Source organism: Cellulomonas xiejunii (assembly GCF_024508315.1).
Taxonomy (GTDB): Bacteria; Actinomycetota; Actinomycetes; order Actinomycetales; family Cellulomonadaceae; genus Cellulomonas; species Cellulomonas xiejunii.
In genome coordinates this window covers 1,549,730-1,561,538 of the sequence record NZ_CP101987.1, presented here as the reverse complement: position 1 = coordinate 1,561,538, position 11,809 = coordinate 1,549,730, and the positions used below count along the sequence as shown (strand labels likewise).

12 protein-coding genes are annotated in these 11,809 nt (G+C 75.1%); 3 read left to right on the top strand and 9 right to left on the bottom strand.

The window, feature by feature from the left end; genetic code table 11:
• Positions 1 to 283: 283 nt before the first annotated feature.
• Entirely contained in the window at positions 284 to 760 is a 477-nt protein-coding gene (locus NP048_RS07190; protein WP_227577523.1) for a DUF2975 domain-containing protein, read from the bottom strand.
• An 87-nt stretch (positions 761 to 847) separates the two neighbouring features.
• Here NP048_RS07190 and NP048_RS07185 point away from each other — a divergent pair, with 87 nt between their 5' ends.
• Together NP048_RS07185 and NP048_RS07180 are read left to right on the top strand one after the other, a co-directional pair.
• Entirely contained in the window at positions 848 to 1,525 is a 678-nt protein-coding gene (locus NP048_RS07185) for an HAD hydrolase-like protein (RefSeq protein ID WP_227577522.1), read from the top strand.
• Positions 1,526 to 1,551: 26 nt separating this feature from the next.
• Complete coding sequence (locus NP048_RS07180) at positions 1,552 to 2,286, top strand: HAD hydrolase-like protein (RefSeq protein ID WP_227577521.1); 735 nt, start codon at positions 1,552 to 1,554, stop codon at positions 2,284 to 2,286.
• Here the strand turns inward: NP048_RS07180 and NP048_RS07175 are convergent.
• Positions 2,240 to 2,746, bottom strand: coding sequence for a phosphoribosyltransferase (locus tag NP048_RS07175; protein ID WP_227577520.1), 507 nt, complete (start codon positions 2,744 to 2,746; stop codon positions 2,240 to 2,242). The genes NP048_RS07180 and NP048_RS07175 overlap by 47 nt on opposite strands.
• 153 nt (positions 2,747 to 2,899) lie before the next feature.
• Between NP048_RS07175 and NP048_RS07170 the strand changes: the two genes are divergently transcribed.
• A complete protein-coding gene (locus NP048_RS07170) occupies positions 2,900 to 3,796 on the top strand; it encodes a formate/nitrite transporter family protein (RefSeq protein WP_227577519.1) in 897 nt (298 codons plus the stop codon).
• Here NP048_RS07170 and NP048_RS07165 read toward each other — a convergent pair.
• From NP048_RS07165 to pnuC, 7 genes are read right to left on the bottom strand one after another with little or no spacing between them, the layout of a single operon-like run.
• Positions 3,789 to 5,270 carry an AMP-binding protein gene (locus NP048_RS07165; RefSeq protein WP_227577518.1) on the bottom strand — a complete coding sequence of 494 codons (1,482 nt, stop codon included), beginning with the start codon at positions 5,268 to 5,270 and terminating at the stop codon, positions 3,789 to 3,791. The two genes, NP048_RS07170 and NP048_RS07165, sit on opposite strands and share 8 nt — an antisense overlap.
• Complete coding sequence (locus NP048_RS07160) at positions 5,257 to 5,898, bottom strand: hypothetical protein (RefSeq protein ID WP_227577517.1); 642 nt, start codon at positions 5,896 to 5,898, stop codon at positions 5,257 to 5,259. Before NP048_RS07160 ends, NP048_RS07165 begins: the two co-directional genes overlap by 14 nt.
• On the bottom strand, positions 5,895 to 7,655 hold the full coding sequence (locus NP048_RS07155) for a vWA domain-containing protein (RefSeq protein WP_227577516.1): 1,761 nt from the start codon (positions 7,653 to 7,655) through the stop codon (positions 5,895 to 5,897). Before NP048_RS07155 ends, NP048_RS07160 begins: the two co-directional genes overlap by 4 nt.
• Entirely contained in the window at positions 7,652 to 8,581 is a 930-nt protein-coding gene (locus NP048_RS07150) for a hypothetical protein (RefSeq protein WP_227577515.1), read from the bottom strand. The genes NP048_RS07155 and NP048_RS07150 overlap by 4 nt, the downstream gene beginning before the upstream one ends.
• Complete coding sequence (locus NP048_RS07145) at positions 8,578 to 10,158, bottom strand: MoxR family ATPase (protein ID WP_227577514.1); 1,581 nt, start codon at positions 10,156 to 10,158, stop codon at positions 8,578 to 8,580. The genes NP048_RS07150 and NP048_RS07145 overlap by 4 nt, the downstream gene beginning before the upstream one ends.
• On the bottom strand, positions 10,155 to 11,207 hold the full coding sequence (locus NP048_RS07140) for an AAA family ATPase (protein WP_227577513.1): 1,053 nt from the start codon (positions 11,205 to 11,207) through the stop codon (positions 10,155 to 10,157). The genes NP048_RS07145 and NP048_RS07140 overlap by 4 nt, the downstream gene beginning before the upstream one ends.
• On the bottom strand, positions 11,204 to 11,800 hold the full coding sequence (gene pnuC, locus NP048_RS07135; protein WP_227577512.1) for a nicotinamide riboside transporter PnuC: 597 nt from the start codon (positions 11,798 to 11,800) through the stop codon (positions 11,204 to 11,206). Before pnuC ends, NP048_RS07140 begins: the two co-directional genes overlap by 4 nt.
• Between the last annotated feature and the right edge of the window lie 9 nt (positions 11,801 to 11,809).

Below are 11,809 nucleotides of genomic sequence, written 5' to 3'. Positions count from 1 at the left end.
GCCACGAGGACGACACCACCCGGACCACCCGGACGGCACCGCGGTACCACCTCGCTTGCCGGGGACGAGTCCCCGGCCTCTCGCCTGCGGCTGTGACGGGCCTGCCCCGTCCGGTTCTACTGAGGACGACGCACCGTGGCGCGGATCCCGTTCTTCCGGAGGCTCACCGGTGATGGCCGGGTCGATGCCTGTGCGGTCAGCATACCCAGGACCCGCCGCTGCGCTCGCGCCCGGACCGTGTCACGATCAAGCGGGGTCGGGGTCGGAGCCTGGGGGCGGCCGGTCACACGACGGCGGCGAGCTCTGCCCTGTCGGCGATCGCGGCGACGAGCTGCGACCGCACGGCGCGCCAGGCGAGGGCGGCCGCGACCCCGCCGGCGGCGCACGCGGCGAACGCGATGAGGACGCCGGGCCCGCCCACGTCCACGCCGAGGAGCAGGTGCGCCGGGGGCGACGCGGCGAGCGCCGCGGCCAGCACGATCGCCACGCCCGCCACGTCCACACCCCGCAGCGCACGCGGCGTGAGCATCTCGTCGCGGCGCACGAGAGCCATGAGCCACCAGACGGCACCGAGCGCGACCTGCAGGCACGCGACCGCCGCGATGGCGGTCACGGCATAGGGCGCGACGAGGTGCGCGGTCTCCGTGTACCCGCCGCCGACCTCCTCGGCCAGCATCGGCAGCAGGACCTGCAGCAGGAGCGAGCCCAGCAGCAGGGCGACGAGTGCAGCGCGGAGCACGCGCCAGGACCACCGACTCATCCATTGATAGTCGATAGATATATCTCGACTGTCAAGAGGTGCCACCCGGATTGGTGAGCCGCGCGCGGGACGAGGCACGATCACCCCATGCCTCCTCACCCGTCCCGGCCCGTTGCCCTCCTCGACCTCGACGGCACCCTCATGGACTCGGCCTCCGGCATCGTCGCGTCGGTGCGCCAGGCGTACGCCCACGTCGGCCTGCCCGCCCCGGCGGAGGCCGTCATGCGCTCGTTCGCCGGCCCGCCGATCACGTGGTCGTTCACCACCCACGGCGTGCCCGCCGAGCAGCTGGACGCCGCCGTCGCGGCCTACGGCACGCACTTCTCCGACGTCGGCGTGTGGGACACGCGGGTGTTCGACGGCATCCCCGAGGCGCTCGTCGCGCTGCGCGAGGCCGGCGTGCTGCTCGTCGTCGCGACCGCCAAGCCGGTGCGCTGGGCGGAGCCGATCTGCGCCGAGACCGGCCTCACGCCGCTGCTCGACCACCTCGTCGGTGCCCCGGACGACGAGTCGGAGACGAAGGGCGAGATCATCGGGCGAGCTCTCACGTGGGTGCGCGGGGCGGTCGGCGAGGCCGGGTACCGGGCCGTCATGCTCGGCGACCGGGAGCACGACGTGCACGGCGCGGCGGAGCACGGGGTGCCGTGCCTCGGGGCGCTGTGGGGCTACGGCGGCGAGGACGAGCTGCGCACCGCGGGTGCGGCCGACGTGCTCACCTCGCCCGCGGACGTCCCCGCGGCCGTGCTCGCCCGGGTGACCGGCTGACGAGGGACGCTGGGAGGATGGCCGGGATGACTCCCGCACCCCTCGTCCTGCTGGACCTCGACGGCACCCTCACCGACTCGTACCCCGGCATCGCCGCGAGCGCGCGCGTCGCGTTCACGACGCTGGGACTCCCGGTGCCCGGCGACGCGGCGCTGCGGCGCTTCGTCGGCCCGCCCGTCGTGGAGTCGTTCCCGCGGCTCGGGGTCCCGCCGGAGCGCGTGCCCGAGGCGGTCGCCGCGTACCGCGGCTACTTCCGCACGACCGGGATGTGGGAGAACAGCGTCTACGACGGCATCACCGAGCAGCTGAGGACGCTCCGGGACGCGGGCGTGCGCCTGGCCGTGGCGACGAGTAAGCCCGAGGTGTTCGCCGGGCCGATCTGCGAGCGCTTCGGCCTCGCCCCTCTGCTCGAGGGCGTTTTCGGGGCACCGCCGGACCACGTGCCGTCGTCCAAGGCGACGGTCGTCGCGGCGGCCCTCGACGCGCTGCGGCCGGCCGGGGCGGTGCTCATGGTCGGCGACCGGGAGCACGACGTGCACGGCGCACGCGCGAACGGCGTGGACTGCCTCGGTGTCGCGTGGGGCTACGCGCAGTCCGGTGAGCTGCGCGGTGCCGGGGCGTTCGCCGTGGTCGACCACGTCGACGGTCTCGCGGCGGCCGTGCTGGCGGCCCTCGACCGCCCGGCCCCGCCGGGGGCACAGCCGGGCGGCGTCGTCAGCGGGTCGCCTCGACCGGGGGAAGCGCCGACCACGGGAACGTGATCCACAGGTCCGTGCGACGCCAGACGTAGTCCGGGTCGATCACGGAGCGCGGCTTGGCGTACAGGACGGCCGTGCGCACCTCGCCGCAGTGCGCCGACAGCAGCCGCCGGACCAGCGCGAGGGTCTCCCCGGAGTCGGCGACGTCGTCGACGACGAGCGCGCGCAGGCCGTGCATGGCGTCGGTGTCCAGCAGCGGCGGGAGCAGCAGCGGCTCGGGCATCGTGCTGCCCACACCGGTGTAGAACTCGACGTTCATCGTCCCGACGGCCTTGGTGCCCAGGGCGTACGCGATCGCGCCGCCCGGCGGCAGCCCGCCGCGCGCGATCGACACCACCACGTCCGGCACGAAGCCCGAGTCGACGACAGCCTGCGCGACCTCGCGCGCGGCGCTCCCGAAGGTCTCCCAGTCGAGGACCTCACGGTCGGTCGTCGCGTCGGTCGTGCGCTGCCCCGTCGTCATGGCACCATCGTCGCGCACCGCGCGCCTGTTCCTGTCTCGTGCCTCACGCGCCGCCCCGCGATCGGTGACGTCATCAGCGCGTCCGCAGGGCCCGGCACCTCGGTGGGACGGTCCGTCGACGCAGGTCGCTACGTGGTGTGGCAGCGTGGGTCCGTGAGCACCACCGGCCCCGACGCGGGATCCCTGTTCCCCGGCAAGCACTTCATCAGCACCGTCCTCGAGGCGCTGGAGACGAAGACGGCGATGTCCGGGACGCTCGGCCGCCGCTACTTCATGCGGGCTGCGATGGCGGGGATCATGATCGGCGTCCTGTACGCCGCGCACTACGCCGTGATCACCGCGTTCGCCCAGATCGCCGTGGGGGGCTCGACGCTGGAGCCCTTGGGACGCATCGCCGGGGCGCTCACGTTCGGGTGGGCGCTGGTGTTCATCTACTACTCCCGGTCCGAGCTGCTGACGTCGAACATGATGATCGTCTCGATCGGCGCCTACCACCGCCGCACCACGTGGGGCCGCGCGGCACGCCTGCTGGGGCTGTGCTACCTCGGCAACTTCGTCGGCGGCCTGCTCGTCGCGGCGTTCCTGAGGTTCTCGACGCTCGCCGACGGTGCCGTGTTCGACCGGATGGTCGCCTCTGCCGACCACAAGCTGGCGTTCGTCGCGGACGGGCCGACCGGCTGGGTCGACCTGCTGATCCGGGCCATCCTGTGCAACTTCTGCATCAACCTCGCGATGCTGCTGGTCTACAACGGCCTCATCCGCAACGACGTGGCCAAGTCGTCCGTCATGATCGTCGCCGTCTTCATCTTCGCGTTCCTCGGCCTCGAGCACTCGGTCGCCAACACCGTGCTGTTCTCGATCGTCGGGATGCAGGAGGGCATCGACCTGGGCCTCGTTGCCGGCAACATCGTGCTCGCGCTCCTCGGCAACTTCATCGGGGGTGGCCTGCTCATCGGCTGGTACTACGCGTACGTCAACGACGACACCCGCTGGCTGCGCGACAACCCGGCAGATCAGGCCAGCACCGGCGGGTCGGCAGACCTCAGCTGAGGCTCGGCAGGTCGCAGGAGTAGCGCGCGGGCTTGCCCCCGCCGAGGTCCGCCACGTCGTGCAGGACCTCGAGCTCCACGGGCCGGTCCAGCCACGCGCGCACCACGCGGGCAGCCGCCTGCGCCGCCGGGACGTCGGGGGCGACCGCCCGCAGCCGCACGTGCCCGTCGCGGTCCTGGTGCAGGTGCCACGCCACCAGCCCGGCCGTCTGCAGCACCTGCGTGGCGTCGATCGAGGGGCGGCCGAGCCCCGCCGAGTCCACGAAGAGGACGGCCGCGCGCCCCTCGAGCCCGACGAGCACCGGCCGACCGTCGGCGGCGCGCGCGAGGGCCGCGTGGTCGCCCGTGCGGTAGCGCAGCAGCGGCAGGTACGGGTTCTCGTCGACCGTCACCACGACCTCACCGCGGTGCCCCTCGGGCACGGGCTGTCCGGTCGCGTCGAGCACCTCGACGTGGACGCGCCGGTCGACGAGCACGTGGCCCTGCCCGGGTGCGGCAGCGAACGCCACCGGGCCGGTCTCGCGCAGGCCGTACAGGTCGACCAGGGGCGCACCCCACACGTCGCGCACCCGCTGGTGGACTGCCGGCGTCACGTGCGTCGCGCCGTTGACGACCGCCAGCGGCCGCACCGCCAGGCCCGCCTCGGCGAGGTCCAGCAGGTGCGTCAACGGGATCGTGCTCGTGCTCACCACCTGGGGGTCGTGCTCCTCGAACCACCGCTCCCGGTCGCCCGGGTCGCGCCACGCGCTCGCGTCGAGGTTGACCCGTGCCATGAGCGGCACCGGCGCACCGGCGGGACGCGGGAACGCCGACATCGCCGACACGTACGTGAACGCGGCGCGCTGGTCGACGAGGTTCACCAGGCCCAGACGCGTCACGTCCGACGCCCACGTGACCCCCGCGTCCTCGACGAGGGCGTGCACGAGCAGCAGGTCCGCCGCCACGGACCGCGGGTGCAGCGGCACCAGCAGCGCCGCGCCGGTGCTGCCCGAGCTCGTGCCGTGCAGCACCCGGTCCAGCGGGACGTCGAGCGGCACGTGCGCTGCGAGCGCCGTGACGAGGTCGCGTCGCGTCACGGTCGGCAGGTCCGTCAGGGCAGTCCCCGGGCCGGATCGCCCGTCGCGTGCCGCGGCGCGGTAGCGCGGCACGGTGCGGTGCGCCCGCTCGACGAGCGCCGCGACCCAGGCGGGCGGCGTCCCACCGGCGCTCGCGGCGGCGGGCTGCCCGACCGCGAGCGCCGCGAGGTCCGCCTGGTCCAGGCGGTCACCCGTCTCGTGCACCCAGACGGGCGCGGCCGGGTGCGCACGCGCGGCGGCGACCCGCGTGAGGTCCGCGGCACCCAGCGTCGGCCAGCGCTCGACGTCGTCGAGCGCCACGGCCCCCATCGGGGCGTACTCGGCCGGCGGTCCGAGCGGGTCGGTCGCGCCCGGGTCGGTCGCGCCCGGGCCGGTCGTGCCCGGGTCAGTAGTTGGCATACTGCGCCGCCGCCTCCTTCGCGCGCTGCTCCTCGAGCGCCTTCGCGAGCTCCGCGGCCCGCTGCCCCTCCGCAGCGAGCTCGGCGGCCACCGCTCGGCGGTGGCGGGTGCTCACGACCCGCCACGCGTCCCCCGCGACCTGCGGGCTCTCCCCGGCGGGCAGGACGCCGAGGACCGCGAGCGTGGCGCGCGCGAGCTCCTCGCGCGCCACGTCGTCGTCCGTCCAGGCGGCGGGGTCGCGCAGCCCACCCAGCTCGTCGGCCACCGCGAGCGCCGCCGCGACCACCAGCCGGCTGACGCCGCCGCACCGTGCCGCCACCTCACGCACCCCGGGGTGGTGGGCGACGGCCGGGTCGAGCCCCACCCAGCCCGTGAGCAGCGCGAGCACGGCCCGCTCCCCGCCCCCGGCGCCCAGTCGCTGGTCGAGCGAGCGCAGCTCCGTGGTCTCGGCCACGCGCCCGTCCAGCACGACGGCCAGGTCCGCCAGCGCCGCGCCCGGGTGCACGCCCGGGTCGCGCAGCGCCGCGGGGGCCGTCGCGAGCCGGCGCGTGACGGCGACCAGCTCCGGCCCGGGGCACGGCTCCCCCGGCACCAGCGGGCGCGGCATCCGTGCGTCGTCCTCCCTCATCGCCCCTCCCCCCACGTGGTCCGCGCGAACCGCCGCGCGAACTCCACGAGTGCCTCGTCCCCGGTGACGCTGTGGGCGTCGTACCCCTCGGGCAGCCCTGGTCGCAACCGGTCCAGCCAGTCCGGGGGTACGTCGAGCACGAGGGTGCCCCCGCCTCCGGCCGCCTGCAGCGCCTGCACCGCGACTCCGACCTCACCCGGGGCGTGCCGGTCGGCGGCCATCGTCTGCACCCCCGCGTCGGAGATCACGGCGATGTGGGTGGTGCGGGTCGCCGTGGGCCGCCGCCCGTCCGCGCCGAGGTGCGTCCGGCGCAGCACGCCGAGCGGGAAGGACGTCCCGCCGCCGAAGTACGCGACGACGGCCCGCAGCGCGGCGTCGACGTCCCGGGTGAAGCCGTCCGTCCCGGCCACCTGCCCCGGGCCGGACCACGTCGTGGCCTGGACCCGCGCCCCCGCGCGCACGGCCGACAGCACGAGCACGGCGCCTGCCAGCGCGATCCACGAGAACCGGCGCGGATCGGCCATCGACCCCGAGGAGTCGAGGTACAGGTCGAGGTCGACCGGCACGCGGCGCGGCTCCTGCGGCTCGTCGTCCATGACGTGCCGCCGCACGGTCGTCAGGCCGGGCACCACGACGGGCGACGCGCTCACCGTTCCCACCCAGTCGACGTCCGCGACGTCCTCGCCCAGCGCCCAGGGCTCGAGGCCGCCCAGCAGCGCGTCGGGAGTCAGGGGGCGGACCGCCCGGCGGAACGGCACGACATAGGGCGCGGCGCGCTCGCGGTACCAGGCCACCGCGACGTCCTCCAGCGTGGTCGACGCCCCGAGCGCCGTGAGGGTCGCGTGCAGCTCCGGCGGCAGGACACCGCTGGCGTGCGTGCCCGTCCCGCTGCCGGACGTGGCGTCGGGCGGCGCCTGCGGGCCGGGTGGGGCGGGCGCGGGCGCCGCGTCACCCACGACGGCCGGGTCGAGCGCCGGGTGCACGATGCGCTCGGCGACCCCGGCGTCGGCCACGCCGTACGGCAGGCCCTCCAGGGCGCCCTCGTCGCCGCACGCGAGCGTGCGCGCCGCAGCCGCGGCGGCACCGCCCGGCGTCATCTGCGCGAGCTCCTGCTCGAGCGACGTCCGCAGGAGCGCCGCGAACCCTCCCGCGCCGGTCGCCGGGTCCCGGGCGTAGGCCCGGACCAGCCGCGAGCACAGCCACGCCGCCTCGTCCCGGACCGGCACGTCGCGACCGCTCAGCTCGTGCCGCGGCAGGCCCCACAGCAGCTCGTTCGTGCGCAGCACCAGAGCCATGAGCGGGTCGCTCGGCGGGCCGAGAGCGCGCCACACCGCGGCGAGGTCCGCCCCGCCGGTGCGCTGGAGCCGGTCGTTGATGAGCAGGTCGCACCACAGGTTCGCGACCAGGGGGACGAGGTCGTCGCGGTCGACGAGCCCCGCGCGCACCCGTGCGGCGATCCGCACGCGCGTGCGGGCGTCGACGGGCGCCAGGACGTGGTGACCCACCTCGTGCGCGAGGACCGCGACGGCGTGCTCCTCGAGACCGACCCTCACGACGTGCGCGAGGTCGACGTGGACCTCGACCTCGCGGCTGTCGTACCAGGCGAACGAGGGCACCTCGGCCACGGGACGTGCGTGCAGGCGGGGGGCGTGCATGCGGGTCGTCGCACCCCAGGCCGCGAGCGCCTGCGGCCACGCCTCGCCCCAGCGCGCGACGAGTGCGTCGAGGTCGTGGCCCGGGGCCGCGGGGCCGCTCATCCCGACCGCCCGAGCCGGACCACGTCGAGCGCGTAGGAGTGCGCCCGGGCGACGAGCACCACGCCCTGGTCGCCGGGGACCACGCCGGTGACCTCGTCGACCCACGGGACGGGCAGGGTGCGGGCGTCCGGACGCTCCGGCACGGTCACCTCGGCGTGGTCCGCGAGGCCGACGACCGCCGAGCCGTGCACGTCGGCCACCACCGCGCCGACCGTCCCGTCCACCAGGGCGAGCCAGCCCGTGGGCCCGCCCGCGGCGACCTGCGGCACCTGGACCCACGGCCCGCCCCACCCCACGAACCCGCCCACACGCTGCACGACGCCCGGTTCGGCCGACCGGTCCGGCCACCACCACCGGTCCGACCGGTGCCGCTCGAGCGTCTCGGTGACGGTGGCGCACGGCACGCCGAGGAGCGCCGCGACCGTGGGGGGCGGCAGCGACCCCGCGGCGTCGAGCGCAGCCTCCCGGTAGCGGACGAGACCGCAGCGCCACGCGGCGACCAGGAGCGCCGGACGGACGTCAGCCGCCTGGTCCGGTGCGTCCGAGGCCGCCACGCGGGCGACCCACGCGTCGAGGAGGCCGGAGCGCGCGACACCACGCGACGCCGCGAGCACCGCGGGCACGACGTCGTCGGGCCACGAGCGGAGCCACGAGGACAACCGCGGCAGCACCCGAAGCACCACCGTGCGGGGCACCGCCTCGGTGTGCCAGCGGCCGCGCGCGACCAGGTCGAGGGTCGCGCGCACGATCGCGAGGCCGGCCCGCGCGTCGTCGCCGACCGCCGCGAGCACGGGCTCGAGGTCCGTCAGCGCCGCCCGCGCCGTCGCCGCGTCGACACCCCACGCCGCCGCCTCCCGCAGCCACGGGTCGACCGTCGCGGCGTGCGCCCGCACCAGCGCCGCCACGCCCTGCGTGGACGACGTCACGCGGACTGCCAGCGTAGCCAGCGCAGGTAGGACGAGTACCGCTGGTGCGCGTACTTCAGGGCGAGCGCGTCGTCGTACATGTCGCCGTGCAGCTTGGTGCGCTGCCAGCCGGACAGGATGCGCTCGATGGTGGCCAGGCGCGCCAGGACCGTCTGCTCGTCGAGCCCCTCCAGACCCGCGGCCAGCTCCGAGAGCACGTCACCGACCGGGTCGTCGTCGTCGAGGCCCGCCGCGTCGTACTGCAGGCACGCGGTGTCGAAGATCTCCCGCAGCCACGACACGCGGTCGGTCCGCAGGGCCTCCCGCGCCGGGTCGTCGAACGCCGGGGCGTCCAGATCGGGCTGGAGCTTGTCGTGCAGCACGAACGGCAGGACGGCCCGCAGGTCGTCGAGCTCGACCTGCGCGTCGCCTCGGAAGTACGCCATGGCCTTCGCGTACAGCACGAGGGACTGCAGCGCGCGCACCGACAGGCCGTTCAGCGTCTGGGCGCCCACGTCGTCGCGCCGGTCCCGACCGTCGTCGGCGACGAGGAGCGTGTGCGGGTCGACGCCTGCCAGGCGGGCCGTGTCCTTCGTGCGGTACTCGAGCTGCCGGCCGGCGCGCTCCAGCAGCTCGAGCTGCGCGGCGAAGAACTCCAGGCGGCGACGCACCGCCGGTGGCACCGGCACGGCGACGACCTCGCGGTGCAGCCGGTCGTGCTCGTCGGCGTCGAAGACGATGCCCGGCGGCACGTTCTCCTCGGGACGTAGCCCGCGCTCGGCGCGCTCCACGAGGTCCCCGAGGAAGCGCGAGTTGAACGCCAGCGCCTTGACGACGACGTCGATCCGGTCACGCAGCGCGTCGACCACCTGGAACGTCCCGCCGCCCGCGTCGTCGTTCGCCGTCAGGTACCACGCCGAGGCGCCCGTCTCGAAGAACTGGTCGAACACCTCGACGTACCCGTCCGCGAGCACCGTGAGCAGCGCCGACTGCGTGCGCGTGGGGATGCGGTTGTACTCGTCGACGATCTTCACGCGCATGCCCAGCCAGGACCGCCACGCGACGTCCACGTCCGCGAGCCGCTCGGCGTTGACCAGGTCACGGGGCAGCGGCGTCCCGAACATGTCCTGCACCGTCAGCTGCGGGTGGCCGTGCTGCATCGCACGGCGCACGTCGCGCACCGGGTACCCGGCGATCACGCCCATGAGGACGGCCGACGCGGTCTTGCCCCTGCCCGGCCCGCCGACGAGCAGGCAGCGCCCCCGCACCGCGAAGGTCAGCAGCGGCAGCAGCACGAACGACGAGTACGACTGGTCGGTCGGCAGGTGGACCGCCGCCTGCGAGTCGCCCAGGCGGTACGTCGTGCGGGCCTGGCCGGGTGCCGAGAACTCGACGTCGTAGTGGGGGCTGATGACCGCGTGGTTGACCATCCAGAAGTACGCCTGGCGCAGCTTCTCGTCGAGCCGGGGGACGTCCGCCTCGGGCGCGGCGCTCTCGTCGGCGAACAGGTGGGCGGCGTCGAGCTCCACCTGCGTCGCTCCTGCCGCACCGGCGCGCGTGGGTGCCTGGGAGACCTGCTGCAGGTCGTGCTCGTTCACGCGGAGAGTGTGGCATGGTCACCGTTGGCCTCCGGCAAGGGCGCGGCGAGGTCACGCGGTCGGCTCAGCAGGTCGTCGACCAGCGCGATCGCGGCGTCGAACCGCTCGGTGCGCGACCCCCGCAGCTCGACCCACGGCACGCCGTCGGCGGTGCGACGGCGCGTCAGCTCCTCGCGGAACCGCTCCTGCATGGCGTGCCGCACGTGCTCGCCGTCGCGCCACCCGTCCTGCACGAACGGGATCTCGTCGCCCGTCAGCAGGTACAGGTCCGGGACCCTGGACTCGGCCAGCGCGGCGACGCCGGGCGAGGGCCGACCGACATAGCGCTCGTGCCAGAGGACGGTCGCGGTCACGTCGGTGTCGCAGACCAGGAGCGGGCGTGGTGTGCGCCGGGCGGCGTCGTCCTCACGACGCGCCTGCTCGCGGGCCACGAGGTCGAACTCGGCGGTGTGCCACGGCGCGTCGATGCCGCCGTCGCGCAGCGTCGTCCACTCACGGCCGAACTCGGGCACGGCCGGCAACCCGTAGTGCGCGGTGAGGTCCTGCGCGAGCGTCGTGGTCCCGGTCGACTCGGCCCCGGTGACGACGACACGACGCACGAACCACGCGCGGACGGCAGCGGGCAGGGCCCACCAGTAGCGCGCGGGGTCGGCGCGCACCGCGGTGCCCGACACCGGGAGCCCCTGACGGCCGGGGTCGACGCGGTGCCACTGCGCGCCGAGGCGTCGCGCGAGCTCCCCGCCGTAGGAGTCCGACGTGACGACCAGGTCGACGGGCGCGTCGAGCAGCCCCCGGATCACCCCGACGTGCGCGTCCCACGCCGCCGGGTCGGCGTAGTCGACCGGGTGGTCGTCGAGCCCGTGCACGACGTGGGCGGTCGGCAGCTCCTCGCGCAGCCACGACGCCCGCAGCCCACCGGGCAGCGACTCGGCGCTCGACGCGAGGACCTGCACGGTCACGCGGTCGCACCGGGCCTGCGCCTCCCGCACGAGCGCCAGGTGCCCGGCGTGCGGCGGGTAGAACTTGCCGATGACCAGCCCGTGCCTCACGCCGCGACCTGCGCGGGTGCCGGCGCCAGGGACGTCGCGGCGCGCAGGTCGCGGGACCACTGCCGCCAGCCGTGCACGCACAGCCCGATGAAGAGCACGTACAGCCCGGCCGTGAGGTACAGGCCCAGGCTGACGTACAGGACGACGAGCAGGACGTCGGTGACGATCCACACCGCCCACGACCCCAGCCACTTGCGGCCGAGCATGAGCTGGGCGACGAGGCTCAGCGACGTCGTCGCGGCGTCGGCCCACGGCTGCACCGACTCCGCGGTGCGGGCCAGCACGTCCGCGATCGCCAGCGTCGTCACCACGACGGTGACCAGGGCGACGGGCCAGGCCCACCGCGGGGTGCGCCGCACCGTCAGACGTCCCGCGTCCGCACCGCCGCGCACCCACCAGTACCAGCCGAGGGCCGCGAGCACGAGGTACACCACCTGCAGCGCGGCGTTGGCGAGGATCCCGGACTGCCAGAACATCACAGCGAACACCACGTTGTTCGCGATCCCCACGGGGAAGTTGGCGACGTGCTGACGGGTGGCCAGCCACACGCACAGCGCACCGGTGACGAACCCGACGACCTCGAACCAGTTCACGGGAGGTCA

Coding starts and splice junctions, on each gene's coding strand:
- NP048_RS07190 (WP_227577523.1), bottom strand. CDS start 760: ATGAGTCGGTGGTCCTGGCGCGTGCTCCGCGCTGCACTCGTCGCCCTG.
- NP048_RS07185 (WP_227577522.1), top strand. CDS start 848: ATGCCTCCTCACCCGTCCCGGCCCGTTGCCCTCCTCGACCTCGACGGC.
- NP048_RS07180 (WP_227577521.1), top strand. CDS start 1,552: ATGACTCCCGCACCCCTCGTCCTGCTGGACCTCGACGGCACCCTCACC.
- NP048_RS07175 (WP_227577520.1), bottom strand. CDS start 2,746: ATGACGACGGGGCAGCGCACGACCGACGCGACGACCGACCGTGAGGTC.
- NP048_RS07165 (WP_227577518.1), bottom strand. CDS start 5,270: ATGCCAACTACTGACCCGGGCACGACCGGCCCGGGCGCGACCGACCCG.
- NP048_RS07160 (WP_227577517.1), bottom strand. CDS start 5,898: ATGAGGGAGGACGACGCACGGATGCCGCGCCCGCTGGTGCCGGGGGAG.
- NP048_RS07155 (WP_227577516.1), bottom strand. CDS start 7,655: ATGAGCGGCCCCGCGGCCCCGGGCCACGACCTCGACGCACTCGTCGCG.